Below are 24,796 nucleotides of genomic sequence, written 5' to 3' on the forward strand. Positions count from 1 at the left end.
GCCCCTCAGCCGCCCCTCGGGCCCCTCAGCCGCCGGTCGTGCCGTCGAGCATCTCGCGCAGGATGTCCAGGTGGCCGTTGTGGCGGGCCGTCTCCTCGGTGAGGTGGAGGAGGATCCAGCGCAGGTCGACGTGGAGGCCGCTGCGGACGGCTCGCCGGGCCTGCTCGTCCAGGGCGTGCGCCGCGACCAGTTCGCGGTAGCGGGCGCTCTGCTCGGCGTACTCGTCGAGCAACTGCGGGAGCGGGAAGTCGACGGCGATGCGCATCTCGCGGTCGGGGTCCTCCTCCGTCCATGGGCCCTCGTCCTCCTCGCCGAGGAAGACCACCTGGAACCAGTAGTACTCGACCCAGCGGAGGTGGTTGATCACTCCGCTGACGGTCATCAGCGGTGAGCCGGGAAGGAGCGCCTTGCGGGCGTTCTCCGCGGATATGCCCTCGCACTTGGCGCGGGCGGTGTCGCGGGCGTAGTCGAGGAACGTGGTGAGCTGGGTGCGCTCGTCCCACGCGGGCGGCGTGTCGTCGATTCTGGTCATCGCACGAAGGGTCCACGATCGCCGCGGCCGGTGTCGAGCCCTTTTGCGGTCGAGGGCCCGGTCCCGCTCCGTCCGGTGGTCCCCGCCGGGAGGGTGTCGGCCAGGTAGGCGTCGAGGTCCGGGGCCGGGGCGGCGAGGAGGTGGCGGACCCAGGCGTTGCGTTCGTGGTCGAGGGGCGGCAGTTCCCAGACGCAGCCGATCAGGGAACGGTCCAGGCGGACGAAGTGCGTCGGGTCGCGGTCCGGGCAGCCGAGCACCGGCTGCCCGGCCGCCCCGCCCGCGAAGTGCAGAGCGTTGTCCCAGACCCAGCTGTACACGTTCAGGTAGGCCCCGTCGTCCCCTCCCCGGTGGAGGACGAGGAAGCCGCCCGGCGGTGTTCCGTCCGGTTCGGGGAGGGTGCGCAGGAGTTCGGGCAGGAAGCGGTACGCCGCCTCCTCCACCTCCGGTTCGATCCCGGCCGGGTCGGCGGTGACGTGGTAGCGCTTGATCCGGCGGCCCGCGACCTCGATCGGCGGCCGGGTGGTGAGGAGTTTCTCCGCGAAAGTCATGGGTGGACCGTAGGAGGGCTCCACTGACATCGTGTGGCAGTGAAGTCCAGCCGGCTCGTGATGATCCTGCTCCTGCTCCAGACGCGGGAGCGGATGACCGCCGCCGAGCTCGCGCGGGAGCTCGAGGTGTCCGTGCGTACGGTCTACCGGGACGTGGAGGCGCTGGCCGCGGCCGGTGTGCCGTTGTACGGGGACGCGGGCCATCGGGGCGGGTACCGGCTGCTCGGCGGGTACCGGACGCGGCTCACCGGGCTCAGCAGCGGCGAAGCGGAGGCACTGTTCCTGTCCGGTGTGCCCGGTCCGGCCGCCGAACTCGGCCTCGGCCGGGACCTGGCGGCGGCGCAGCTCAAGCTGCGGGCGGCGCTCCCGCCCGGGTTGCGGGAGCAGGCCGACCGGATGCGGGCGCGCTTCCACCTCGACGCGCCCGGCTGGTACGCGCCCGACACGCAGGTGCCGTTCCTCGCGCGGGTTGCGGACGCGGTGTGGCGGGGCCGGGTGCTGGAGGTGCGCTACCGCCGCTGGAGGGAGCCGACCGACGTCGACCGCCGGCTGCGGCCGTACGGGCTGGTGCTCAAGGCGGGCCGCTGGTACGTGGTCGCAGCTCCCGCAGACGGGCCCGAGCCGGAGCCCACGCCGCGTACGTACCGGGTGGACCGGATCCTGGAGCTGGCCGTCACCGACGAGGAGTGCGCGCCGCCGCCGGACTTCGACCTCGCCGCGCACTGGGAGCGGGCCCGGGCGGACTTCCGGGACCGGTTGTACCGGGGGCGGGCGGAGGTACGGCTCTCCCCGCGCGGGCTGGCCCGCCTGAACGCCGACGACGCGGCGGCCGTGGCGGCCGGCGGTGTCCCGGACCCGGAGCTCGCGGGCTGGACCCGCGCCGTGCTGCCCGTGGAATCCCTGGACCGTGCCGAGGCGGCGTACCTCGCGCTGGGCGCCGACATCGAGGTCCTCGGCCCGCCTGAGCTTCGGGCCCGGATCGCCGTCACCGCCGCGGCGGTGGCCGAACGACACCGGGTGTGACCGGATCCGGCGGTCTCGTCGCCCGCCTCGCCGCACAGCAGGTGGGGCAGAGCCTGCCCCACGCCCCTGCGGAGTTCGACGTCCTCGAAGCACTGCTCGGCTTCCCGGAGGCCGCGCCTCCCGACCTGACCGAACCCGAATCCGAATCCGAGGAGACTTGGCGCCGGTTCCTGGCGGATCTCCTGCGGCACAGCGGGCTGTTCACCCAGGGCGAGTCCGGTTTCCTGTTCCTGCACCGGACCCTCGCCGAGTACTTCGCAGCACAGGCCGTCGCCGGCGATCCCGCGCGGCTGCGCAAGGAGTTGCGGCGGTTCCTCGGCTCCCGCGGCCCCGAGCGGCCCGGCCGCCGGCGCGCCCGGCTTGACCTGCGGCCGGCGCAGCTGTCGTACGTCGGCTTCCTGCTGGACGCGGCCCCGGACCGTCGTGGGCAGTTGGCCGGTGTGCGTGTTCATGCTGGCGCGGGCGGTCGGGGTGCCGGGGTACGGGTTCGCCGGGGACCTGCAGGTGTTGTACGACCCGGCCGCCGTCCCGGCGGAGTCCGCGGGCCTGGCGTCCTACCAGGCCCCTTGGGATCTCGCGCTGTGGGCGCCGTACTGGCTGCTGTCCGGCGTCTGCCGGGGTGTCGCGGCCTTCTGCTACCGGGGCCGGGCGCCGGTTGCGCCGGCTCAGGGCCGGTCGGTGCCGCTGATCCGCTCCAGGTCGGTGAGCAGGGAGTCCAGCCAGGACGCGGCCGCGTAGTACAGCCGTGTGGCGCCGTCCGGTTCCGCTTCGAAGCCGTCGAACGCCGGATCGCGCAGCGGTACGGGGGTCGGCGGTGTGTCGCCGCCGGGGTCGAGGGCGGCCGAGACCAGCAGCAGCCGGCCTGCGACCCGGTCGCCGAGGCGCATGACCTCCGCGGCGGCCTCCCGGCCGAGCGGCGGCACCACGACGGGCGCGGCCGGGCCGCTCGCCGGCGGGGGCGGCGACAGCAGCCGGTCCGAGCCCCACAGGGTGTGGTGGCCGGCCATCATCACGGCCTGCCAGTCCGGTTCCGTTCTGTCGGTGCTGTCAGGCCCATGGGCCCTGTGGGCCCCGGGGGCCCCGAGCATCCGGCCCTGCCCCGCCGGCTCGCTCTGGAACTGTGCGTACGCCGACTCCGCGAGGATCAGCATGCGCCGCAGCGAGCGGTGCCCCGGTACGTACGGCAGCGGTTCGCGCACCCCTCCCGCGGCGATCGACGCGGTCGTGGCGACGACGATCTCCGCCGCGCCGCGCATGAGGACCGCCGCCGAGTGCCTCAGCTCGTCGTGGCCGCCCCGCGGCCACGCCAGCAGCCCGAAGACGGCGCCGATCGCACTGCCTATCAGGACGTCCAGCAGCCGGATCTCCGCCAGCCGCCAGGTGGCGGCCGCGAGCTGGGCGAACACCAGGGCCACCGTCAGCGTGAACAGCGCCTGCGCCCATCCGACGCCCTTGACCGGCCCCACGGTGAACGTCAGCAGCATCACCGGCAGCAGCGCGGCCGCGTACACCTTCGTGTCGTTGCTCACCAGGGCGAGCAGCCCGGCCGTGACCAGCGCGCCGACCAGGGTCCCGGTCAGGGCCACCCGGATCGTCGACCGCGTCTCGCGCACCGTGGTCCGGGTCAGCGTGAGCGTCGCGAGCATCGCCCAGAACCCGTGCGGGAGGGTGTCCAGGCCGGCGACCGTACGGGCTGCCGCGAGGGCGAGGGCGAGGCGTACGGCGTTCTGGAAGAACACCGAGCGCCGGCCGGCGTGGCCCGACAGCCGGATCCACCACAGCTGCGGGGCGCTCATCCCCGCGTACCAGAACCGGTTGACGGGCGCGTCCGCCGCGGCGGCCCGGCCCCGTACGGCGATGTCGGCGGCGGTCGACACGGCGAGCGCGGCGTCGGCGACCTCCAGGACGGCGGCGTGCCGACGCAGCACGGCGACGGGCTCGAGGGGGTCGTAGTGGGTCGCCGCGAGGACGGCGCGGGCCTCGGCCAGGTCGGTGTGGGCGTCCGTGGCGGGCGTCGCGCCGCGCATGCGTGCGGCCGTCTCGGCCGCCGTGCGTTCGACCGCGCGGAGCACGCCGAGGGCGGCCGCCGGGTCGCTCCCCTCGGGGGCGGGCGGCAGCAGGGCGAGGCGGCTGAGGAGCGTACGGGTGGCGAGGGCGGCGTGGGTGAGGGCCCGCTCCCGTACCCCCGGACCGGCGGGGCGCTCGGCTTCCGGCACCTGCATCGGGCGCAGGCTGGTGGCGGCGTCCCCGGCCGCGCGCCCCGTCGGACCGGTCACCCGGTACGGGGCCGTGCCGAGCTCCCGGGCGCAGGCCTGCGCGGTGTCGAGGGCGCGGGCGGCGCGTTCCCGGTACGGGAGGGCGGGCGGATCCGGGAAGAGGAACGCCTCGGCCAGGACGAGCAGGAGGATGCCGACGGTGGTGCCGACGAGCCGTTCGGCGAGGGAGCCGGGGTCGTAGGGCGGGAAGGACGGCAGGATGTAGAGCAGTTGGAGTCCCGGTGCGGCGCCGGCGGGGCGCGGGCCGCCGACGGCGAGGAAGGCGAGGCAGAAGCCGATGACGAGCATGCCGAGGACGGCGCTCCACGTCCGTACGGCCAGGTAGGTGCCGACGGTGACCAGCAGCCAGCTCGCCGGCAGCAGCCGGATCACGACGGCGGCGCGCTGCCGGCCGGTGCCGGGGATGCGGGAGAGCCCGGCCAGGGCCACGGCCGCGAACAGGGCGTAGGTGGCGGCGGTGGTCTGCCCGAAGCCGTAGAGGAACAGGTAGAACGAGGCCCCGGCGGCCAGGGTCACCCGCGCGGCCCGGCGGGCGGCCGGCGCGTAGCGGGCCGCGCTGGGCGGCACGATGCGCCGCACGGCCATCGATGTGATGCCCCGCGTGGTCCGCGGTTCGGTGTGCGGCTTGGGGTGACCGCCCATGTCACCAGGATCACGTAGGCGCGGACACCCGGCACCCTTGCCGCAACGTGCCTGCTCAGCGGCCGTGCAGGAGGTGTTTTCCGGTCGGCGCATGCCGCATACTCCGGCCATGGACATGTCGAGGGGGAGCTCCGGGCGGCCCGCGGCGGTGGCGGCGGCCGCCCTTGCGGCGGTGACGGCGCTGAGCGGCTGCGCCGCGGTGCCCGGGGCGCAGGCGGGCTGCAAGGGCTCGGAGGGCGGGCGCCGGGCCCTGGCGGCGCTGCCGGTGCTCGGGGCGCATCCGGAGGGGGCCGCTTCGCCGCCGGGCTTCGCGGAGCCGTACACGGGCTGCGACGACGACAGCAGCAGCGGCACCGGCAGCGGCGCATGGCTGTACGCCGGCCGGCTGTACACCACGGCGCAGGCGCCGGAGGCGGTGAGCGGGTTCTACCGGGAAGCGGCCGCTGCGGACGGCTGGGCGGCAAAGACCGCCCCCGGCGCCGGCGGCCCCGCCGGCCCGAAGGCTGCGGACCTGTGCTTCGACCGCTCCGGCCCCGGCGGCGCCCGTACGCTCGAACTCCGCTTCATGGACCCGGACGAGGCCCGCGAGGTGTACGGCTACACCCCGCCCGCGGGCGCACGGCCGCCGCGGGTCTACCGCGTCGAGGCGGCAGCCCCCGCGGACGGCGGAACGTTCGCCTGCTCGGACTGACCCCTCGCCCGGCCGCCGCCCTCCCGGCGGCGGTCCGCGTACGGCGGGCTTGACCCTCACACCGTGTCAGGCGGTGGGCTCGGAGACATCATGTTCACCATCGGAGACTTCGCCCGGCACGGCCGGGTCTCGGTCCGGATGCTGCGCCACTACGACGCCATCGGACTGCTGCGCCCCGCCCATGTCGACCCCGCCACCGGCTACCGCCACTACGGCGCAGCCCAACTGTCCCGGCTCAACCGGGTCATCGCGCTCAAGGACCTCGGCTTCACGCTCCAGCAGGTGCAGGACATCGTGGACGAGCGCATCGGCATCGAGGAGCTGCGGGGCATGCTGCGGCTGCGCCGGGCAGAGCTGGCGGCCGGCATGGCGGCCGCGGCGGCGCGGCTGGTGCAGGTCGAGGCGAGGCTCCGGTCGATCGAGAGGGAGGGCCACATGCCCACCGACGACGTGGTCGTCAAGAGCATCCCCGCGGTGCGGGTGGCGGAGCTGACGGCAACCGCCGCGAGCTTCGCCCCCGAGGACATCGGCCCGGTCATCGGCCCGCTCTACGAGGAGCTGTTCCGCCGCCTGGAGGCGGCGGGCACCGGCCCGTCCGGTCCGGGAGTCGCCTGGTACGAGGACGCCCCGGAGGGCGGCGGCGCGATCCTCGTGCACGCCGCCGTCCAGGTGGCGGCGCCGCTGCGGGACGACGCCGTACGGGTCCACGACCTGCCGCCCGTCGAGCGGGCGGCGACCATCGTGCACCGCGGCCCGATGGACGCCGTCCTTCCCACGGCCCAGACGCTGGCCCGCTGGATCGACGGCCACGGCCACCGCTCGGGCGGGTACCCGCGGGAGGTCAACCTGGAGTGCCCGCAGGACCGGGACGGGTGGGTGACCGAGCTGCAGGCGCCGCTGGACGACGCCTGACCCGGGGCCGGGGAGGCGGGACGAGCCCCGCCTCCCCGGCCCGTCGGCCCTGCCGGTCAGCGGGCCAGGACCTCCACCGCCACCGCCTCGGGCACCTGTGCCAGGCCCGCCGGGCGGGTGGTGAACGTGCCCCGGCCCTGTGTGCGGCTGCGCAGCCGGGACGCGTACCCGAACAGCTCGGCCAGCGGGACCACGGCCGTGACCGCGGTCGTCCCGGCCCTGCCGGTGGAGCCGGAGACCCGGCCGCGCCGGGCCGCGAGGTCGCCGAGCACCGCACCGACCGCGTCGTCGGGGACGGTGACCACGACTTCGGCCACCGGCTCCAGCAGGGCCATCGCACTGGCCCGCAGCGCAGCGCGCAGCGCGGCCCGGCCCGCCGTACGGAACGCCATCTCCGAGGAGTCCTTGGAGTGCGTCGCCCCGTCGGTGAGGGTGACCCTCAGCCCGGTCACCGGGTACCCGCCAAGGGGGCCGTCGGCGAGCGCGTCGCGGCAGCCGGCCTCGACGGCACGGATGTACTCCTGCGGCACCCGGCCGCCGACGACCGTCGAGCCGAACGCGAACACCGTCTCGGCCCGGCCGTCGCCGCGGCCGTCGTGCCCGGCCGTGTCCTGTCGTTCTCCTTTCAGCGGTTCCAGCGGTTCCAGCGGTTCCAGCGTTTCCAGCGTTTCCAGCGGTTCCAGCGGTTCGACATCGATGACGACGTGAGCGAACTGGCCCGCGCCGCCATCCTGTTTGACGTGCCGGTGGACCAGGCCCGCCACGCCGCGCACCACGGTCTCGCGGTACGAGACCTGCGGCCGGCCCACGGCGAGTTCCAGCCCGTGGTCGCGGCGGATCTTCTCCACTGCCACCTCCAGGTGGAGTTCGCCCATGCCCGACAGCACCGTCTGACCGGTCTCGGGGTCGCTGCGCACGACCAGCGAGGGGTCCTCCTCGACCAGCCGGGCCAGCGCCGACGCGAGCCGGCCCGTGTCGGTGGTGCGGCGCGCCTCGACCGCGACCGACACCACCGGGTCGGCGACCGTGGGCGGTTCGAGCAGCAGCGGCGCGTGCGGCGCGCACAGCGTGGTCCCGGCGCGCGCCGCCTTCAGGCCGACCACCGCGACGATGTCGCCGGCCTGCGCCTGCTCCAGCTCGGTGTGCTGGTCCGCCTGCACGCGCAGGATGCGGGCGACGCGCTCGGTGCGGCCCGTGCCGGCGTCCAGCACCGTGTCCCCCTTCCTCAGCGTTCCGGAGTAGACGCGCACGTACGTGAGCCGGCCGGTCGCCGTCACCGCCACCTTGAAGGCCAGGGCGGCCACCGGTTCCCCCGGGTCGGGCAGGCGCTGCTCCTGCTCGCCGCCGCCGACCGCGGTGCCCCGTACCGGGGGCGTGTCGGCGGGCGAGGGGAGGTACGCCGCGACCGCGTCCAGCAGCGGTTCGACACCGCGGTTGCGGTAGGCCGAGCCGCACAGGACGACCGTGCCCGAGCCGTCGAGGGTCGCCTCGCGCAGGGCGAGGGCGAGCGTCCCGTCGGACAGGGCGCCCGTGGCGCAGAACTCCTCCAGGGCGGCCGGGTGCAGTTCGGCGGCCGTCTCCTCCAGCAGGCGCCGGCGCCGGTCCGCTTCGGCGCGCAGCTCGGCGTCCAGCCCCGTCACCGTGCTCACCTCGCTGCCCTCTCTCGTCTCGCGCATCTCATGGGTCTCGTACGTGTCGGAGCCGGCGGGCCAGATCAGGGCGCGCATGCGCACCAGGTCGACGAGGCCGGTGAAACCGTCCTCGCGTCCGATCGGCAGCTGGGCCACCAGGGGTACGACGCCGAGCCGCTCGCGCAGCGAGACAACCGCGGTGTCGAGGTCGGCGCCCGCCCGGTCCAGCTTGTTGACGAACGCGATCCGCGGGACGCCGTACCGGTCGGCCTGCCGCCACACCGACTCGCTCTGCGGCTCGACGCCGGCGACGGCGTCGAACACGGCGACCGCGCCGTCCAGCACGCGCAGGGAGCGTTCCACTTCGTCGGCGAAGTCGACGTGGCCCGGCGTGTCGATCAGGTTGATGCGGTGGCCGTCCCAGGTGCAGCTGACCGCGGCGGCGAAGATGGTGATGCCGCGGTCGCGCTCCTGGTCGTCGTAGTCGGTGACCGTGGTGCCCTCGTGGACCTCGCCGCGCTTGTGGACGGCGCCGGTGGCGAACAGGATCCGCTCGGTGACGGTGGTCTTGCCCGCGTCCACGTGGGCGAGGATCCCGAGGTTGCGGACGGCGGTGAGGGCGGGACGGTCGGTGGCAGTGGTGGTGGCGGGGGTTCGCCGGCTGGTGCGCATGGCCCGGGCCTTTCGAAGGTGAGCTGTTCAGGGCTGCGCGATTCCCGGACGTGAAGGGTGAGCTGCGGTCCCAGTCCCGGGGCCACGCCGGTCAGCCGGCCCTGCCGGCCGTCGACGGAGTACCGGACGGACGGCGGGGGCGATCGGGAGGGGGACGCGAGGGACTCGGACGAACCGGAGGAGTACGGCGACTTCAGCGGGTTCGCAGGTACGTCACGGGCATACGGTGCCGGCCGCGCAGCGGGCACCGCGCGTCCCGGGACACCGGGATCACGTCGTACCGGGACGGGGGAACGTAGGCGGCGGTGCGCTGACGGCACATGACCTGTTCCCCTCTCGCTGCGGTGTCGCTCGGATGCCCCGCCAACCGGGTGGCGGGCGCGCCGCGTTGCGGTGGCGGCGCGCGCTGCGAGTGTAGGCAGGCACGCGGCCGCGGGTCACCGCATTTATGTGCCGCCCCGCGCGGACGTTTCGGCGGCCCGCCGGCGCGCCATGTTCGCAGCGGAGGGCGGCGCGGCCGCGGGCGTACGGAGGGAGCGGCGATGGCGGACGGTGGGCGGCGGACGGACATGCGCCGGTCCGGGCTGACGGACACGCGCCTGTCGGGGCTGACGGAGTCGGCCGGTGCGGCCGGGCCGGTCCGGTGGGCGCGGTGGCCCGGCCTGGCGGCAGGCCCGGCCCTCGGCGCGGCCGCGCTGACGGCGGTCGTCGCGCTCGTCCTGACCCTGGCGGCCTTCGGGAACCTGACCGACTTCGGTACGAACCAGCAGTTCGTCCGGCACGTGCTCGCGATGGACACCACCTTCCGGGACCCGGACCTGATGTGGCGGGCCGTCACCTCGCCGAGGCTGCAGAACGCGGTGTACGTCGGCATCATCGCCTGGGAGGTGCTGGCGGCGGCCGTCCTGCTCCGGGCCGTGTGGCTGTGGGGCGCCGCGCTGCGCGGCGGCAGCCTGTGGCGGGCGCGCGCCGCGAGCAGCGCCGGGCTGGTGATGGTGCTGCTGCTGTTCGGACTCGGCTTCCTCGCCGTCGGCGGCGAGTGGTTCGCGATGTGGCAATCGGAGCAGTGGAACGGGCTCGACGCCGCGAGCCGCAACACCCTGCTCGCGGCGGTGGCCCTCGTCCTGGTCCACCTCCCCTCGGCCGCCGGCCCCGACCGGCCGGGCGCCTCCGACCGACCGGGCGTCCCCGACCGGCCGGGCGCCTCCGACCGACCGGGCGTCCCCGACCGGCCGGGCGCCTCCGACCGACCGGGCGTCCCTGACCGGCCGGGCTCCTCCGACCGACCGGGTACCCGCGTGGAACCGGGCAGCCCCGTGGACCCGGGCTCCGCCGCCGGCTGAGACGGCGACCGAGAAGGCGGCGGGGCCCGGAGCCGGGGCGGCGAGCAGGCCGGGCGCCCGCGGCGGTCAGTCCTGGCGGGCCTTGCGTTCGTGCGTGGCCGCGCGGATCTCCTCCGTCGCCTCGCGGAACGCGGGGGCCGAGCGCCGGAAGTAGTCGAACAGCAGCTCCTGCTGCTCGGGCGTGTAGCCGGCGAGCACCTCGGCGATGCGGCGCCGCGCGGGGCCGACGACGGCCTCGACGCCGGCCAGCGCGTCGGGTACGGCCTCGACGACGACCTTGCGCCGGTCGGCGGGGTCGGCCGTCCGCCGTACGTAGCCCGCGCGTTCGAGGCGGTCGATGAGCCGGGTGGTCGCGCCCGTCGTCAGTCCCGTCCCGGCGGCGAGCTCTCCCGAGGTCAGTCCGCCGGCCAGGGTGATCCGGCTGAGCGCGTACCACTCGGACGCCTGCAGGCCCGCCGCCTCCGCCCCCGCCATGCCGTGCAGCCCCACGGCGTCGATGTAGTCCCGGAAGACCGGGCGGCGGTCGTCCTGTTCCGACATCACCACTCCTTTCCTCTTGCCGAATATCTGCATGTATGCAGATAATGCATGTATGCAGTTGCTGCACCAGTCTAGGCAACAGTCCGAGGAGGGGCCTCACCATGAACCGCAGGACCGTCAAGCGCGCCGCCCTCATCACCGCCGCCGTTCTCGCCGTGGGCGCCGGAGCCGGGTACGTCTACCTCGACGCCACCTCCGACGTACGGCGGACGGGGGCGGCCGCCTGCACCGACGTCATCCCGGCCGGCGCCGAGCGCGCCGACGGCGAGGCCGTGTGCGCCACCCTCGACGCCCTCACCGCCGCCTGGGGCCGCGGCGACGCGGACGCCTACGGCCGCCAGTTCACCGAGAACGCCACCTACACCACGTACGTCGGCAGCCACTACGAAGGCCGCTCCGACATCACCGACGGCCACCGCGCGCTCTTCCGGGACTTCGTCAAGGGCAGCAAGCTCGCCGCCAGTTACCTGGACATGCGCTTCCCGGTCAAGGACGTCGCACTGCTGACCGGCCGCGGCGACGACTACACCGGCAGCAAGCCGTCCGCCGAGGAGCTGTCGAAGGTGCAGACGTACACCCTGGTCCGCGACTCCGACGGCGTGTGGCGGATCGCCGCCTTCCACAACACCCAGCGGCAGAACGTGATGGAGCGCTTCTCGTTCCTGTACTCGCCCGCCACGGCCCCGAAGGCGGAGAAGTGAGCCGCGCCCTGGTCACCGGCGCCACGTCGGGCATCGGCCGGGCCTTCGCCCTCGCCCCGGCCGCGCAGGGCCACACCGTCACGCGGTCGCCCGCAGCGGGCGCCGCCTGAGGGAGCTGACGGCGGAGCTCCCGGGCGAGGGGCACGACCACCTCGCGGTCGACCTGGCCTCCGCCGAGGGGCTGCGCAGCACGGCGGCGACGCTCTCTGCGGCCGCCATCCCGTACGACCTGCTGGTCAACAACGCCGGTTGCGCCCGGCCCCCGGGCCCCTTCGGCGCCGGCCCCACCGGCGGGACCGCGCCCCTCGACGAGGCCGCGCCGATCGAGGGTGCCTCGTCCATCGACGAGACCCTGTCCATCGACGGGGCCCGGCCCATGCTCCGCCTCAACTGCGAGGCCGTGGTCATCCTGTCGCACGCCTTCCTCGGCGCGGCACGCCCCGGGGCCGCCCTGGTCAACGTCGCCTCGGCCCTCGCCTTCACCCCGCAGCCGGGCCAGGCGGTGTACGGGGCCACCAAGGCGTTCGTCACCTCGTTCTCCCAGGCGCTCTGGTACGAGCAACGGCCGCGCGGCATCCACGTCCTGGCCCTCTGCCCCGGCCCGACCGCCACCCGGCCCGGCCTGCACGCGGACACGCCGTCGGTGCTGGTCCACACCCTGGAGGCGGTGGTGGCAGCCGCCCTGAGGGCCCTGCGCCGACGCAGCCGCCACACCGTCCTCCCGGGCCTGGCGAACACCTTCCTCACCAGGACCCTCGCCGCTCTCCCCCGCCGCACGTCCCTCGCGGTCCTCGCAGGCACCTGAAGGCCGTGCCGAGCGGCTGCCGTCGGCCGGTCAGGAGGCCTTGAGGGTGCCGCCGTCGATCACGTGGTCGGCGCCGTGGATGCTGGCGGCGCGGTCGGACAGCAGGAAGGCGACCAGGTCCGCCACCTCTTCGGGTTCGGTGGGGCGCCCCGAGGAGATCGCGAACCGGCCGGGCAGCTCGTCGAGCAGGTCGTCGTGGCCGACCCCGAGCGCGGCGGCCACGCTGCCGCCGAAGCCGTCCGGGTCGGTCCACAGCGGACTGGTGACGACGCCCGGGGAGACGGTGTTCACACGGACACCGCGCGGCGCCAACTCCTCGCTGAGCCGCTTGCCGAACTGGGTCAGGGCGGCCTTGGCCTCCGCGTAACCGACCGGTGAACCGCCGGGCACGCGGGCACTGATCGAGGAGATGTTCACGATCGCCCCCTTGCGTTCCAGAATGCTCGGCAGCGCCGCCTTGGTGGTCCACACGGCACTGAAGAGGTTGAGATCGAATATCCCCTGCCACTGCTGGTCGTCGACGTCCAGGAACCCGGCGAGGGACAGCCCTTCCGGGTCGCCCGCGCCCACGTTGTTGACGAGGAAGTCGATCCCGCCGACCGCGGCGAGCGCCCGATCGACGATCAACCGCGCCCCGTCGCGCGTGCTCAGGTCGACGGACACGGCCGCGGCGGCGACCTCCTCCAGCTCAGGGGTGACGGTGCGGGCCGCACCCACCACCCGGACACCCTCCGCAGCCAGGGTCTGGGCAATCGCCAGGCCGATACCGCGACTTGCACCGGTGACCAGGGCGGTCTTCCCGCTGATACCGAGATCCATGATCTTCCTCTCTCGAATGACAGATTCTTGAACTGGAGGTCTAAAATCAGGGCGAAAAAAGGGCCGCGCGCCGCGACGCAGGCGTCACGTCACACGTCAGAGGCCCGCCAGGGCCGTGTCGATGATCTGGTGCAGAACCGGCCGGTCGAACGTCTTGACCATGACCCGCAGCCCCGCGAGGGTCGTCTGCAAAAGCAGCGCCTGCGCCCTGGCGTCGACGTCCCGGTCGACGTCACCGTCCCGCTGCCCTTGCCGGATGCGGGCGGTGAACAGCTCGATCATCCGCTCCTCCATGCGGTGCACCGCGCGGGCCGCCTCCTCGTCCCGCCCGCCGAGCTCCTCGATCGTCTTCTGGGCCAGGCATCCACGCCGGGCCGGCCCGTCCAGGCTCATGTCCACGAGCATCACGAAGTACGCACGGATGCACTCCTTGGCCGTACCCGGCCGCGAGAGAGCCTCCTCGGTCGACTCCGAACACATCCGGCCGTAGAGGTCCAACACCTTGGCGAACAGCTGCCGCTTGGAGCCGAAGGAGTGGTACAGGCTGCCCTTGGCCACTCCGGTCGCCGCGGCGAGGTCGGCCGGGGAAGTGTCCACGTAGCCCTTGGTCCAGAACGTCTCCATCGCGAGCGCGATGACGACGTCCGGTTCGAAGCTCTTCGGCCTGCCCATGGACGCACCGTAGTGATCATTTGACCTCCAGGTCAACTACTCGCGCCCCAGCAGCCGCCGACCACGGTCCCACCCCTGACCGACAACGGCGATCTCCGCGCCGCACAGCCGGACCGGCATTGCCGCGCCTCGACGGCGATGAGAAACTTTGCCTGTACGGCCACTGACGCAAGCCCCTGCGGGCTGTACCACGAGCGGCAAGCCGCAGGCTGCGCCAACACCTTCGGTGGATTCGAGGTCTCCGGAAGAAGGTGGACCCACCGTGCCCCACCGTCCCCTCAAGGCCGCAGCAGCCCTTGCCGCTGCAGTGGCAGCCGCTTTCGGCCCGGCTCCCCCTCACGCCGCGGCCCACGCCGAACCGCCTCAATCCCCTGCCGTTCAGGCCGCCCTACAGGCGCTGCGGGCGCAAGGCCTGGCCTCGGATGCACCCGTGCTGTGCAGCGGCAACACATGGATCGTTCACAACACCATCGTCGCCGCCGTCTGCATCGGCAAAGAGGAGGAAAGCGTCGGCGGCGGCATCTTCATCGTCGCCGGGTCCCTCGGGAACCGCAGCCGCCGCGCCATCGAGGGCGGCATCGCCCTCTACATGGGGCCTCAGCCGAACCAACTGGTGCACTCTTGCGAACAAAACGTGCCCCCCAACCGGATCGTCACGTGCACGTCCAAAGAGTTGCACCACACTTACCCCGCAATCGGAGTGGGGAAATTCACCAACATCTCCAGGGGCGGATCCGAGACGATCCACAGCCCAGCGTATGACTCCTAGTCAAACCGCGTGCCACCGCAGAGATCATTCCCCTCGCCAACGGACACACCTCACGGGTGGGGCGGTGCCCGTCCGTGACCGTGAGTTCGGGGAGGAGCGGCCGTCGCCCTGGCATGGAGCTTTCATGGCGCCCCCCGGCGCCATGATCCAGGACGTGGCCGGCATCTCCATCGGCAGGCCACGAGGACCGTCAGGAGCCCGCCCCAGAGGGTTCCGCTGCGGCGGCCGCCGCCTCAGCCGTTGAGGGAGCGCATCAGGTCCGGGGAGTAGCGGTCGCCGGAGGCGACGCCGCGCGGGGCCACGGCCTCGATCGCGGCGATGTCCTCCTCGGTGATGGTCACGCCGGTGGCCGCGACGTTCTCCTCCAGGTAGCTGCGGCGCTTGGTGCCGGGGATCGGGACCGCTCCCTGGTGCAGGACCCACGCCAGCGCCAGCTGGGACGGGGTGACGCCCTTGGCCTCGGCGAGACGTCGGACGGCGTCGACGACGGCGAGGTTGCGGGCGAAGTTCTCGCCCTGGAAGCGGGGGTCGGTGCGGCGGAAGTCGTCCTCGGCGAAGTCGTCCGGGCTGGTGATGGCGCCGGAGAGGAAGCCGCGGCCCAGCGGGGAGTAGGCGACCAGGCCGATGCCGAGCTCCTCCAGGGCGGCCCGGACCCCGTCGCCCTCGATGCCGCGCTCGAAGAGGGAGTACTCGGTCTGGACGGCGGTGAGGGGGTGGACGGCATGGGCGCGGCGGATCGTGGCCGCCGCGGCCTCGCTGATGCCCAGGTAGCGGACCTTGCCGGCGGTGACCAGCTCCGCCATCGCGCCGATGCTCTCCTCGATCGGCACGTCCGGGTCGACGCGGTGCAGGTAGTACAGGTCGATGTGGTCGGTGCCGAGGTGGCGCAGCGAGCGGTCGGCGGCGCGGTGGATGTACTCGCGGCGGCCGTTGTGGCCGCGCATCGTGCCGTCGTCGTCGAATTCGATGCCGGTCTTCGTCGCGATGACGACCTTGTCGCGGCGGCCCGCGACGGCCTTGGCGATCAGCTGCTCGTTGCGGAAGGGGCCGTAGCCCTCGGCGGTGTCGAGCATCGTGACGCCGAGCTCGAGGGCCCGGTCGATCGTGGCCAGCGATTCGGCCTCGTCCGTGGCCCCGTAGAAGGCGCTCATGCCCATGCAGCCGAGGCCTTCGGCGCCGACCTGCAGACCCTGGGTGCCGAGCGCGCGCAGTTCCATGACGTGTTCTCCCGAGAAGCAAGCAAGTAACTAACTGGTTATGCACCAGTGCACCATCCGCGAGCACTCTTGTCAATAACCGGATAGTTACTTGCTAGCCTGGGAGCCATGGCACGCGATTCACAGGCAACGAAGGCCCGGATACTGGCGGCGGCGTTCGACGAGTTCGCCGAGTACGGCATCGCCGGCGCCCGGGTCGACCGCATCGCCGACGCGGCCGAGGCCAACAAGCGGATGATCTACGTCTACTACGGCAACAAGGAACAGCTCTTCGACCAGGTCATCCAGCAGGCCCTGGAGCAGGGGGCGGAATCCGTCCCCTTCGACGCCGAGAACCTGCCCGGCTACGCCGGAGCGATCTTCGACCACCTCACCGCGGACCCCCGCCTCATGCGGCTGGTGATGTGGAAGCGGCTGGAGCGCCCCGAGGCGACCTCGCTGGAGGCCGAGTCGTACGAGCGCAAGACCGCTGCCCTGGCCGCGGCCCAGCGGGGCGGCCACGTCGACCCCACCCACGACCCGGCCGACCTGCTGATGCTGGTCCTCGGACTGGCACAGGCCTGGTTCACCACGGCCGGCGGGGCGACGGGCGACGCGGCAGGCGGGCCGACGTGGTCGGAGTACCTCCGGGAAGGGCACCGCGCGGCGGTCATCGACGCCGTGGCCCGGCTCGTCGCCGTACACGAGCGGCCGGAGCAGCCCGCGTCCGCATCGCGCGCCGAGGGGCAGTGACCCTGGTGTGCGGGCCGCGGCGGTTCAGGGATTCTCGGCGGCCCGGCGAAGCAGCGCAACCGGTTGATCGACCGAGGTCCACCTGGTCTTCATGCCGTACGGCTCCTGCTCGTCCTCGCTGAGCACTTCCTGGCTGTCCGGGTCGCGGGCGATGTGGACTTCCATGCAGGGGATGGTGTCCCCGGGCGCGAGGAGCTTTCCCTCACGCCACTTCGGGATCACCCACCACATGGCCGCCCAGTCGGGAGCCTGGGTCATGTTCATGATCGCGCTGCTGCGGTAGATCCTCGACCGGTAGCGGAAGAAGTCGTCCCCCGGGTTCGCGAGCCACGAGGGGGCGCCCCAGACGGGCTTGCGGTCGGCGGAGTCCACGTCCCACGAGTACTCGATCGACTTCGGGTAGCTGTTGGCGAGCTTGCAGCGGTCGGCCCGGATGAAGGAGACCGCCGCGTCCAGCTCGACGCGTCCCTGGCCGACGTCCTTCAGCGGCACTTCGATGACGGCCTGCTTCGAGAAGTCGTCGCCCGGGTCGAGGCGGCTGCCCGCAGAGGCGATCTGCCCTGCCCCCAGCAGGCGGGCGGGGGCGTTGAAGTCCTCGTACCGGTTGGTGTCCCAGGCGTCGCCCAGCTCGTCCCGCCACCTCTTCAGTCCGGTGCCCTTCTCACGGAACGCAGTGGTCGGCCACGAAAGGCCACCATGAAGGGGACCTTGGGCGGGGCGACGTACGGGATGTACATGGCGGAGTACGCCACGCTCGCGGAACCGATCAGAGCCGACAGGGCGACTCCGGTCGCGAAACCCTTGGGGTGCGGAATCCCCCGCCAGACCTTCTGCCGACTGACCTCCCACAGAGCCCAGACGGACCACGCCACCAGGGCGATCCAGAGCCAGAACAACCCGGCGCCGTAGCCCCCCTCCCACTGCAGGACCAGGAACATCAGGCTCGTGACGGTCACGATCACGAGGCCCAGCAGGACGCACTGCCCCGCGTACCGGGTGGCCCGCTTGCCCCAGTAGTCGAGGCGATGACGTGCGGTCGGCCGGACGTCATGGCGCAAGGATCGCCGCGCCGGGAGCGGGCCGCAGCCGACACGGGCATCCGGGTGACCGGCCTCCCTTACTCCTCCGCCCCACCTGCCGGCCGTGCCCCGAGGCGGCCGCCTTCACGGTCAGGGCCGGCTCGGCCGCTGTACGGACTGCGCCCGCAACACGGCCGCGAGGAGCCCGGGGAACGCCTGTTCCATCTCCTGCCCGCGCAGGGTGTTCATGCGCGAGGTCCCCACGTAGTACTGCCGGATCAAGCCCGCCTCGCGCAGCACCTTGAAGTGGTGGGTGGCGGTGGACTTGCTGACCGAGATGTCGAACTCGCCGCAGGCTGTGTCCGCGCCCCCGGCGTCGAGCTGCGCCACGATGCTGCGGCGGACCGGATCGACAAGGGCCTCCAGCACCTGCTGGAGGGAGACCTGCGCGAGCTCGGGATGTGACGGCGTGCGTTCCATGCCCCCGATAGTACGACGCCCATCAAAGTTTGACCACGGTCGTACTTTCATGCCACGGTGGATCACCCATCCGGCAACGGCAATCGGAGGACTTGAGTCATGGCGGCAACGGTGCGGTTCCACGAGATCGGCGGCCCCGAGGTACTGCGGCTGGAGGACGTCCCCGCAGGCGAACCGGGGCCGGGTGAGGCGCTCGTCCGGATCGAGGCGATCGGCGTCAACCGGGCCGAGGCCCTCTTCCGCAGCGGCCGGTACATCGAACCCGTCCGCCGGTTCCCCTCCCGGCTCGGCTCCGAGGCCGCCGGTGTCATCGAGGCGCTCGGCCCCGGGGTGACCGGCTTCGAGGAGGGGCAGGCCGTCAGCGTCATCCCGAACTTCTCGCAGAACGACTACGGCGTGTACGGGGAGCAGGCCGTCGTGCCGGTCAGTGCGCTGCTCCCGCGGCCCGAGGGCGTGGACGCGGTCTCGGGGGCCGCGGTGTGGATGCCGTACCTGACGGCGTACGGCGCGATGGCCGAGATCGGCGGGATCCGGGCGGGGGACGTGGCCGTGGTCAACGCCGCGTCCAGCAGCGTCGGCCTGGCCGCGATCCACACCGCCAACCGGCTGGGCGCGACCCCGATCGCCGTCACCCGCACCCGCGCCAAGCAGCGGCAGCTGCTGGAGGAGGGGGCGGCCGAGGTCCTCGTCTCCGAGGAGGAGGACGTGGCCGGGCGCGTGCTGGAGCTGACCGGCGGCCGGGGCGCGGAGTACGTCTTCGACGCGGTCGCGGGGCCGGGCGTGGTGGACCTGGCGCGTGCGGTGGCGGCCGACGGGACGCTGTTCCTGTGGGGCGCCCAGAGCGGGCAGCCGACGCCGTACCCGGGGTTCGACCTCGGGATGCCGGCGCTCAACATGCGGACGTACACGATGCTCGAGACGGCGAAGGACCCGGAGCGGCTGCGCCGGGCCGCCGCGTTCGTGGCCTCGGGGCTGCGGGGCGGGTACTTCCGGCCGGTGGTGGACCGCCTCTTCCCGCTGGAGGAGATCGTGCAGGCGCACCGCCACATGGAGTCCCACACCCGGTTCGGCAAGATCGTGGTCACCGTGGCCGGGTGAGCGGTCCCCGGCCGGCGCACGCCCGCCACCTGCCGGGATGTCCCCGGCGGCCCCCCGTGCCACAGTGGACGAGGAGGCGTCGATGGATGAATCCCGGCAGGGGCCCGAGCTCAGCGAAGAGGGGCTGCGGCGGCTCCTGCACGGGCTCACGGCCGTGCGCGACGGCGATTTCACCATCCGCCTGCCCGAGGGCTCCGAGGGCCTCCTCGGCGAGATCGCGACGGTCTACAACGGCATGGTCGACCAGCTGTCCCTGGTGACCTCCGAGGTGACGCGGGTCGCGCGCGAGGTCGGCGGCCAGGGGCTCCTCGGCGGCCACGCCCGCGTGCACCGGGTGAGCGGCATCTGGCAGGAGCTCGCCACCGGCGTCAACACGATGGCCGACAACCTGACCTCCCAGGTCCGCTCGATCGCGCAGGTCGCCACCGCCGTCGCCAACGGCGACCTGACCCGCAAGATCCGTGTCGACGCGCGCGGTGAGATCCTCGAGTTGAGCGAGACCATCAACACCATGGTCGACCGGCTCTCCGCCTTCGCCGAGGAGGTCACCCGCGTCGCGCGCGAGGTCGGGACCGAGGGCAAGCTCGGTGGCCAGGCCACCGTCCAGGGCGTCTCGGGCACCTGGAAGGACCTGACCGACAACGTCAACTCGATGGCCGACAACCTCACCAACCAGGTCCGCAACATCGCCCAGGTCACCACGGCCGTCGCCCGCGGCGACCTCACCCGCAAGATCGACGTCTCGGCGCGCGGCGAGATCCTCGAACTCAAGACCACCATCAACACGATGGTCGACCAGCTGTCCTCCTTCGCGGCCGAGGTGACCCGCGTCGCCCGCGAGGTGGGCAGCGAGGGCAGACTCGGCGGCCAGGCCGAGGTGGAGGGCGTCTCCGGAACCTGGAAGCGGCTCACCGAGAACGTCAACGAGCTCGCCGGGAACCTCACCCGCCAGGTCCGTGCGATCGCGGCCGTGACGAGCGCCGTCGCCGAGGGCGACCTGACCCGCTCGATCACCGTCGACGCCCCGGGCGAGGTCGGCGACCTCAAGGACAACATCAACGCGATGGTCGAGTCCCTGCGCATCACCACCCGCGCCAACGAGGAGCAGGACTGGCTGAAGACGAACCTGGCCCGGGTGTCCGGCCTGATGCAGGGCACCCGGGACCTGACCGACCTGACCCAGCTGGTGATGAACGAGGTCCCGCCGCTGGTCGGGGCCGAGTACGGCGCGTTCTTCCTCGCGGACCGGGACGACAAGGGCCCGTACCTCGTCATGACGGCCTGCTACGGGACGCCCGACGACCCCACCTCTCCCCCGCGCCGGTTCCGCTTCGGCCAGTCCCTGGTCGGTCAGGCGGCCGGCTCGCGGCGCACCCTGTCCGCCGAGCACCTGCCGCCCGGGTACGCCACCATCTCCTCCGGGGCCGGTTCGGCGGAGCCGGCCGTGCTGCTCGTCCTGCCGATCGTGGCCGAGGACCAGGTGCTGGGCGCCGTCGAACTGGCCTCGCTGGTGCCGTTCACGGCGATCCACCGCGACTTCCTCGACCAGCTCATCGAGACGGTCGGGGTGAGCGTCAGCGCCCTGATCGCCAACTCCCGCACCGACGAGCTGCTGGAGCGCTCGCAGAGCCTGACCGCCGAGCTGCGGGCCCGTTCGCAGGAACTCCAGGCCCGCCAGGAGGAGTTGCAGCGCTCCAACGCCGAACTGGAGGAGAAGGCCGCCCTGCTCGCCGACCGCAACCGGGACATCGAGCGCAAGAACCTCCAGATCGAACAGGCCCGCCAGGAACTGGAGGTCCGCGCCCAGCAGTTGTCCCGGACGTCCATGTACAAGTCCGAGTTCCTGGCCAACATGAGCCACGAACTGCGCACCCCGCTCAACAGCCTGCTGATCCTGGCGCAGCTGCTCGCCCGCAACCCTGACGGAAACCTCACCGACAAGCAGGTGGACTACGCCGAGGTGATCCACTCGGCGGGCTCCGACCTCCTCCAGCTGATCAACGACATCCTCGACCTGTCCAAGGTCGAGGCCGGCAAGATGGACCTGTACCCCGAGCCCTTCCCGCTGCGGCAGCTGCTGGAGACCCTGGACTCCACCTTCCAGCCCGTGGCCGCCGCCCGGCAGTTGGAGTTCCGGGTGCTGACCGGGCACGGGCTGCCCGAGGAGCTGTTCACTGACCAGGCGCGGCTGCGGCAGGTGCTGCGCAACCTGATCGCGAACGCGCTGAAGTTCACCGAGGAGGGGCACGTCGAGCTGCGGGTGGACGTCGCGGCCCGGCACGAGGTCCCGGCCGCCGTTCTCGTCGACGAGCACACCGGGGCCGCGGAGGAGGACGGGGTCCTCGCCTTCCGCGTCGCGGACACCGGCATCGGGATCCCGGCGGACCGGCTGGAGATCGTCTTCGGCGCGTTCCAGCAGGGCGACGGCACCACCAGCCGCCGTTACGGGGGCACCGGGCTCGGCCTGTCCATCAGCCGGGAGGTGGCCCACCTGCTGGGCGGTGCGGTGGAGGTGCGCTCCCGGCCGGGCGAGGGCAGCGTGTTCACGCTCTACCTGCCCGTACGGCTGCCGCCGCCGCCCGGACCGGCCCCGGGCACCGCCTCGGCCGCGCTGGGCCCGGGGCCGGTGGGCGCCGCAGCGCACGGGGAGGGTGTCCCGCGGACCGGTTCCCGTCGGGAGGTGACGGTGCTCGTGGTGGACGACGACGCGCGCAACGTGTTCGCCCTCACCGAGATCCTGCGCCGGGAGGGCATCCGCGTCCTGCGGGCCGAGGACGGCCGGGCGGGGCTGCGGCTGCTGGCCGAACACGAGGACGTGGACCTCGTGCTGATGGACGTGATGATGGCCGGCATGGACGGCTACGAGGCCACCGCCGCGATCCGCGCCCTGCCCGGCTACCGGCACGTGCCGATCATCACCGTGACCGCGCAGGCCATGCCGGGGGACCGCGAGAAGGCGCTCGCGGCGGGCGCCGACGACTACGTCACCAAGCCGGTGGACGCGGACGAGCTGGCGGCCCGGATCCGCAGCTGGCTGGCCTGAGGCGCGGCCCGAGGGCTCGAGCGCCTCATGGCTCGAGCACGCGCCTGGCTCAAGCACCCTCCTGCACGACCCGCACCAGGACCAGGCTCGTGTCGTCGTCGGTGTTGCCCCGCGCCTCCGCGAGCAGCCGGTCGGCGATCGGCTCGAGGCCGGCGTCCGCGAGGGGTTCGAGGGACCGCATCAGCTGGGCCATCCCCTCGTCGAGCGAGCTGTGCCGGCGCTCGACGAGGCCGTCCGTGTACAGGACCAGCAGGTCGCCCGGGCGCAGCGCGGTGACGGTCTCCGTGTACTCCGCCGACGGCAGGGCGCCCAGCAGGATGTCGCCGGGGGTCTCCAGGAGGCGGGCGCGGCCCTCGCGGAGCAGGATCAGCGGCAGGTGGCCGGCGCTGGACCAGCGCAGCAGCCGCTCCTCGGGCTCGTACAGGGCGCACGCGGCGGTCGCGGTGGGGTTGCGCAGCGCCATGGACACCTCGTTGAGCCAGGCCATCAGCTGGGCGGGCCCGGCCCCGGTGAAGGCGAGCCCGCGCAGGGTGTTGCGCAGGGCGACCATGGCGGTGGCGGCTTCGACGCCGTGGCCCGCGATGTCGCCGACGGCCACCATGACCCGGCCGTCGGCGAGCGGCAGCACCTCGTACCAGTCGCCGCCCACCCGGTACTCCTGTGCCGCGGGCCGGTAGCGGGCCGCGGCCAGCAGCCCGGGCAGCTCCACGGAGGCCGGCACCTCGGGGACGATGGCCCGCTGGAGCCGCCGGACTACCTCGTGGCGGGCCGCCGCCTGCGCCTCCACCACGGTCAGCTGGTCGTACGTGGCGCCCAGCGCCAGCTCGGTCAGGTGGCGGGCGGAGACGTCCTGGAAGACCCCCGTCACGGCGACGGTGGCCGCTGCGCGCACGAGGGGTTCGGCGCTGATGCGGACGTAGCGGTTGCCGCCGTCGCCGCGGACCAGCCGGACCAGCGCGTGCGCGCCCTCCTGCCGGATCGTCAGGTCGTCCAGCAGTTCGGCCAGGGCCTCCTTGTCGTCCGGGTGGACGCGGGGCAGCAGTTCCCGCAGCGGGAGGGCCGGGGCGTCCGGCGCCATGCCGACGACCGCGTACGCCCGCTCGCTCCAGCGCACCGTTCCGGACACCAGGTCCTCCTCGAACAGGGCGAGCTGTTCGAGCCGGTCCAGTACGCGGCGCAGCAGCCGGTCGGGATCGTCCGCGGTGCGCCACAGCAGGACGGACCGGTCCGGGCCGACGGGCAGTGCCCGTACGTCGGTCAGCCCGCCGACACCGCCGCCCGCGCCATCGCCGGCGATCCGGTCCGCCTCACGGGGCGCGGCGTCGGCGAGGGCCTGCGCGAGGAGATTCTCCAGGTCGGCGCAGTGCTCGGGCAGCACCTCGGCCAGCGTGCGCCCGACCGGGTCCGGGACGCCGGCGAGCAGCCGCTGCGCGACGGGGTTGGCGTGGGCGATGTGCCAGTCGGCGGGGGCGTCGGGGCGGTGCAGGAGGAGCGCGGCGGCGGTGAGGGAGTCCAGTACGGCCGCGAGCGGCGGGGAGGCGCCGACGGTGTCGGCCGCGGCCGGATCGGGGGCGGCGTCGAGGACGCGGGCCGCCGTGTCCGCCAAGGCCTCCAGGGCGCGGCGCAGGGTCAGGTCGAAGGAGACCGGGCCGGGCCAGACGGCCAGCAGAACGCCGTCGACGGTCCCGTGGTGGCGCAGCGGCAGCACGGCGCGGCCGGCCTCCGGGCCGGGGCCGGGCAGCGGTTCGCCCGGCGGCGGGCCGGCCGGGAACCAGCCGGGGCCGCCTTCGTCGCACGCGGTGTGCAGGGCGCCGCTCAGGTGGGCCGGGAGCCACTGCCAGTGGACGGCCTGCAGGGGGCTGCCGCCGGTGTGGGCGACGAGCTGCAGGCAGTCGGTGGCGGTGCGCCGCCACAGCCACACCTCGCGGACGCCGAGGGGGGCGAGTCCTCCCTCCAGCAGGGCCGCCGCGGCCTGGCCGGCGGCTTCGGCGGCGCCGACGGCGGTGTCCGTACGCCGCAGTCGGCGGGCGGCGGGGGTCGGTGGGGCGGGCGGGGCGGAGGGGGCAGCGGAGGCTCCGGCCGTGGCGTTCACGATGTCCGCGGCGACATCGGACACGCTCATCCCGGTGCCGGAGGCGAGGCGGCCGAGGTGGTCCGCGGCCTCGGCCGGGGATACGCCGAGCTGGGCGACGAGGATCCCGGTGGCGAGGTCGCGCAGGCGAAGGTCGGCGCGGGCCGCCCGGAGCGCGGCGATCTCGCCGGTCAGCGCGCGCACGGCCCGCTGGAGCGGGCCGGCGTCGAGCTCGCTGTCGGTACCGGTACCGGTACCGGCGCCGGGCTCGAGGCCCCGGACCGGTTCGCCGGGGACCTGGTGCATGTCACCCTCCGGGGGGCGTAGCGGCGTCACCGACGGGGGCCCGGACCGGATCGGACTCAGGGATCGCCTGCCCCGATTTTACTCGCCGCACCCCGCCAGGACGTCCCCCGACCGCCGGCACCTTCAGCCTCGCCGGCGTTTGAGGCGCGGGGTCTGGGGCGGAGCCCCAGCGCACCCCCCGGCCGCCGCCATCAAAGCCCAGGCGGCGTACGCCCTCAAGCAGGCCGCGGAGGAGGGGCTGGCCGACCGGGTCG

The 24,796-nt window shown here is 73.5% G+C and carries 23 protein-coding genes; 11 read left to right on the forward strand and 12 right to left on the reverse strand.

Going from position 1 to position 24,796, the window contains the following annotated elements; genetic code table 11:
• Nucleotides 1-25: 25 nt before the first annotated feature.
• Both ABZ924_RS20360 and ABZ924_RS20365 read right to left on the reverse strand, forming a co-directional pair.
• Nucleotides 26-532, reverse strand: coding sequence for a DinB family protein (locus ABZ924_RS20360; protein WP_361911352.1), 507 nt, complete (start codon nt 530-532; stop codon nt 26-28).
• Complete coding sequence (locus ABZ924_RS20365) at nt 529-1,080, reverse strand: hypothetical protein (RefSeq protein WP_361911355.1); 552 nt, start codon at nt 1,078-1,080, stop codon at nt 529-531. The genes ABZ924_RS20360 and ABZ924_RS20365 overlap by 4 nt, the downstream gene beginning before the upstream one ends.
• A gap of 39 nt (nt 1,081-1,119) precedes the next feature.
• Between ABZ924_RS20365 and ABZ924_RS20370 the strand changes: the two genes are divergently transcribed.
• Together ABZ924_RS20370 and ABZ924_RS20375 are read left to right on the forward strand one after the other, a co-directional pair.
• Nucleotides 1,120-2,103, forward strand: a complete 984-nt coding sequence (locus ABZ924_RS20370; protein ID WP_361911358.1) for a WYL domain-containing protein — start codon at nt 1,120-1,122, stop codon at nt 2,101-2,103.
• Nucleotides 2,104-2,541: 438 nt separating this feature from the next.
• Entirely contained in the window at nt 2,542-2,841 is a 300-nt protein-coding gene (locus ABZ924_RS20375; RefSeq protein ID WP_361911361.1) for a hypothetical protein, read from the forward strand.
• On the opposite strand, the gene ABZ924_RS20380 is transcribed toward ABZ924_RS20375, so the two are convergent.
• Entirely contained in the window at nt 2,769-5,021 is a 2,253-nt protein-coding gene (locus tag ABZ924_RS20380; RefSeq protein ID WP_361911364.1) for an FUSC family protein, read from the reverse strand. The two genes, ABZ924_RS20375 and ABZ924_RS20380, sit on opposite strands and share 73 nt — an antisense overlap.
• A 109-nt stretch (nt 5,022-5,130) precedes the next feature.
• On the opposite strand from ABZ924_RS20380, the gene ABZ924_RS20385 reads away from it, so the two are divergent.
• Both ABZ924_RS20385 and ABZ924_RS20390 read left to right on the forward strand, forming a co-directional pair.
• Nucleotides 5,131-5,712: a hypothetical protein gene (locus ABZ924_RS20385; protein ID WP_361911367.1), complete on the forward strand. Its 582-nt coding sequence runs from the start codon at nt 5,131-5,133 to the stop codon at nt 5,710-5,712.
• A 90-nt stretch (nt 5,713-5,802) separates the two neighbouring features.
• On the forward strand, nt 5,803-6,624 hold the full coding sequence (locus tag ABZ924_RS20390) for a MerR family transcriptional regulator (RefSeq protein WP_361911370.1): 822 nt from the start codon (nt 5,803-5,805) through the stop codon (nt 6,622-6,624).
• A gap of 56 nt (nt 6,625-6,680) precedes the next feature.
• Here the strand turns inward: ABZ924_RS20390 and ABZ924_RS20395 are convergent, their stop codons facing one another.
• Nucleotides 6,681-8,927, reverse strand: coding sequence for an elongation factor G (locus ABZ924_RS20395; protein ID WP_361911373.1), 2,247 nt, complete (start codon nt 8,925-8,927; stop codon nt 6,681-6,683).
• 542 nt (nt 8,928-9,469) lie between these two features.
• Here ABZ924_RS20395 and ABZ924_RS20400 point away from each other — a divergent pair.
• Nucleotides 9,470-10,270, forward strand: coding sequence for a DUF2165 family protein (locus tag ABZ924_RS20400; RefSeq protein WP_361911376.1), 801 nt, complete (start codon nt 9,470-9,472; stop codon nt 10,268-10,270).
• 66 nt (nt 10,271-10,336) lie between these two features.
• Here the strand turns inward: ABZ924_RS20400 and ABZ924_RS20405 are convergent, their stop codons facing one another.
• Entirely contained in the window at nt 10,337-10,810 is a 474-nt protein-coding gene (locus tag ABZ924_RS20405) for a MarR family transcriptional regulator (RefSeq protein ID WP_361911379.1), read from the reverse strand.
• Nucleotides 10,811-10,911: 101 nt separating this feature from the next.
• Here ABZ924_RS20405 and ABZ924_RS20410 point away from each other — a divergent pair, with 101 nt between their 5' ends.
• Together ABZ924_RS20410 and ABZ924_RS20415 are read left to right on the forward strand one after the other, a co-directional pair.
• Nucleotides 10,912-11,511, forward strand: coding sequence for an SgcJ/EcaC family oxidoreductase (locus tag ABZ924_RS20410; protein WP_361911382.1), 600 nt, complete (start codon nt 10,912-10,914; stop codon nt 11,509-11,511).
• A gap of 115 nt (nt 11,512-11,626) precedes the next feature.
• Entirely contained in the window at nt 11,627-12,316 is a 690-nt protein-coding gene (locus ABZ924_RS20415) for an SDR family NAD(P)-dependent oxidoreductase (protein WP_361911425.1), read from the forward strand.
• Between the two features lie 30 nt (nt 12,317-12,346).
• Here ABZ924_RS20415 and ABZ924_RS20420 read toward each other — a convergent pair whose 3' ends face one another.
• Together ABZ924_RS20420 and ABZ924_RS20425 are read right to left on the reverse strand one after the other, a co-directional pair.
• Nucleotides 12,347-13,135 (reverse strand): SDR family oxidoreductase, encoded by a 789-nt coding sequence (locus ABZ924_RS20420; RefSeq protein WP_361911385.1) that lies wholly within the window; start codon nt 13,133-13,135, stop codon nt 12,347-12,349.
• A gap of 96 nt (nt 13,136-13,231) precedes the next feature.
• On the reverse strand, nt 13,232-13,807 hold the full coding sequence (locus tag ABZ924_RS20425; protein ID WP_361911388.1) for a TetR/AcrR family transcriptional regulator: 576 nt from the start codon (nt 13,805-13,807) through the stop codon (nt 13,232-13,234).
• 262 nt (nt 13,808-14,069) lie between these two features.
• Between ABZ924_RS20425 and ABZ924_RS20430 the strand changes: the two genes are divergently transcribed.
• Nucleotides 14,070-14,576 carry a hypothetical protein gene (locus tag ABZ924_RS20430; RefSeq protein ID WP_361911391.1) on the forward strand — a complete coding sequence of 169 codons (507 nt, stop codon included), beginning with the start codon at nt 14,070-14,072 and terminating at the stop codon, nt 14,574-14,576.
• Nucleotides 14,577-14,809: 233 nt separating this feature from the next.
• Here the strand turns inward: ABZ924_RS20430 and ABZ924_RS20435 are convergent, their stop codons facing one another.
• Complete coding sequence (locus ABZ924_RS20435) at nt 14,810-15,793, reverse strand: aldo/keto reductase (protein ID WP_361911394.1); 984 nt, start codon at nt 15,791-15,793, stop codon at nt 14,810-14,812.
• Nucleotides 15,794-15,901: 108 nt separating this feature from the next.
• Here ABZ924_RS20435 and ABZ924_RS20440 point away from each other — a divergent pair, with 108 nt between their 5' ends.
• On the forward strand, nt 15,902-16,525 hold the full coding sequence (locus ABZ924_RS20440; RefSeq protein ID WP_361911397.1) for a TetR family transcriptional regulator: 624 nt from the start codon (nt 15,902-15,904) through the stop codon (nt 16,523-16,525).
• Between the two features lie 24 nt (nt 16,526-16,549).
• Here the strand turns inward: ABZ924_RS20440 and ABZ924_RS20445 are convergent, their stop codons facing one another.
• The 3 genes from ABZ924_RS20445 to ABZ924_RS20455 form a co-directional block, all read right to left on the reverse strand.
• Nucleotides 16,550-17,017: a hypothetical protein gene (locus tag ABZ924_RS20445; protein ID WP_361911400.1), complete on the reverse strand. Its 468-nt coding sequence runs from the start codon at nt 17,015-17,017 to the stop codon at nt 16,550-16,552.
• A gap of 152 nt (nt 17,018-17,169) precedes the next feature.
• On the reverse strand, nt 17,170-17,583 hold the full coding sequence (locus ABZ924_RS20450; protein WP_361911403.1) for a hypothetical protein: 414 nt from the start codon (nt 17,581-17,583) through the stop codon (nt 17,170-17,172).
• Between the two features lie 111 nt (nt 17,584-17,694).
• Complete coding sequence (locus ABZ924_RS20455) at nt 17,695-18,024, reverse strand: helix-turn-helix transcriptional regulator (RefSeq protein WP_361911406.1); 330 nt, start codon at nt 18,022-18,024, stop codon at nt 17,695-17,697.
• A gap of 99 nt (nt 18,025-18,123) precedes the next feature.
• Between ABZ924_RS20455 and ABZ924_RS20460 the strand changes: the two genes are divergently transcribed.
• Nucleotides 18,124-19,122: a zinc-dependent alcohol dehydrogenase family protein gene (locus ABZ924_RS20460; protein WP_361911409.1), complete on the forward strand. Its 999-nt coding sequence runs from the start codon at nt 18,124-18,126 to the stop codon at nt 19,120-19,122.
• Nucleotides 19,123-19,204: 82 nt separating this feature from the next.
• Nucleotides 19,205-22,165 (forward strand): HAMP domain-containing protein, encoded by a 2,961-nt coding sequence (locus ABZ924_RS20465; RefSeq protein WP_361911412.1) that lies wholly within the window; start codon nt 19,205-19,207, stop codon nt 22,163-22,165.
• A gap of 49 nt (nt 22,166-22,214) precedes the next feature.
• On the opposite strand, the gene ABZ924_RS20470 is transcribed toward ABZ924_RS20465, so the two are convergent.
• Nucleotides 22,215-24,542 carry a SpoIIE family protein phosphatase gene (locus ABZ924_RS20470; protein WP_361911415.1) on the reverse strand — a complete coding sequence of 776 codons (2,328 nt, stop codon included), beginning with the start codon at nt 24,540-24,542 and terminating at the stop codon, nt 22,215-22,217.
• Nucleotides 24,543-24,796: the final 254 nt, after the last annotated feature.

The sequence above is a fragment of the Streptomyces sp. NPDC046876 genome (genome assembly GCF_040645035.1).
Taxonomy (GTDB): Bacteria; Actinomycetota; Actinomycetes; order Streptomycetales; family Streptomycetaceae; genus Streptomyces.